The following is a 1,116-nucleotide window of genomic DNA, read 5'->3' as shown; positions in this document are numbered from 1 at the left end:
AGAGGAAGTCGCGCACCTCGCGCGGGTCGAGGGTGTGAGGGCCGAGCGGGCGAGGGGCGGCGGTGTCGGCGGCGGCGGGGTGATGCGGGCCGGTGTTCCTGGGCTCCACGTACGCCTCCAGGCGGCCGTCGCGCAGCAGTACGGCCGCGCGGGAGACGCCCGGGTGGGTGAGCAGGGCGGCCTCGATCTCGCCGAGTTCCACGCGGTGACCCCGGACCTTGACCTGGTCGTCGAGTCGGCCCAGGAACTCCAGGACCCCGTCGGCCGTACGGCGGACACGGTCGCCGCTGCGGTACCAGCGGCGGCCGTCCCGTTCGGTGAAGGCGGCGGCGGTGAGGTGGGGATCGCCCAGGTAGCCGGGGGTGAGGCCGGTTCCGGAGATGAGGAGTTCACCGGGTTCGCCGGTGGCGCACTCGTGGCCGTCCTCGCCGACGACGGCCAGTTCCGTACCGGTGATCGGGCGGCCGATGGGGAGGTGGCGGACGTCGTCCGCCGGGCGGGTGCCGATGATGTGGCAGGTGGCGTTGATGGTGGTCTCGGTGGGGCCGTAGAGGTTGGCGATCCGGTGGGGCCGAGGGCGGGGAAGGGCGCGGGGGCCGCTTCCGGCGTCGGTGGTGCCGACGGTGACGGTGACGGTGACGGTGTCCAGGAGGTCGAACCAGCGGCGTACGTGGGCGGCGGGCAGGGCCTCGCCGCCCACGTGGACCCAGCGCAGGGCGGAGAGGTCGGGGGCCGTGCCGCCGTTCCGGTGGGCGTGTTCCTCGGCGGCGGTGAGCAGGCGTTCCCACAGGGTGGGGACCGAGCTCCACACCGTGATCCGGTCCGCCACGACGCGGTCGAGCAGGGCCTCCGGGTCACGCAGCAGGTCGCGGGAGAGGGTGTGCACGGTGGCGCCGACCAGCAGGGGTGCCAGCAACTGCCGTACGGAGGCGTCGAAACAGGCCGACGCGGTCTGTGCGAGCCGGTCGCCGGGGCCGTAGCCGAACGTGGTCAGTGACCAGTCGAGGTAGTTCGTCATCGACCGGTGGGTGATGGGCACGGCCTTGGGGCGGCCCGTCGAGCCGGAGGTGAAGATGACGTAGGCGATGGCGTCGGGATCGGCAGGGGGTTCGGGGG

General features: G+C 73.5%; 1 protein-coding gene. It reads right to left on the bottom strand.

Annotation, left to right across the window (positions count from 1 at the left end; translation table 11 throughout):
* Window positions 1–1,116, bottom strand: a 1,116-nt coding sequence (locus P1P70_RS44945; RefSeq protein ID WP_319248302.1) for an amino acid adenylation domain-containing protein, incomplete at both ends; no start/stop codon positions are given.

The sequence above is a fragment of the Streptomyces sp. MB09-02B genome, from assembly GCF_033794485.1.
Taxonomy (GTDB): Bacteria; Actinomycetota; Actinomycetes; order Streptomycetales; family Streptomycetaceae; genus Streptomyces.
Note: the sequence above shows the minus strand (reverse complement) of the source record. Positions and strands in the feature narration are given on the sequence as shown.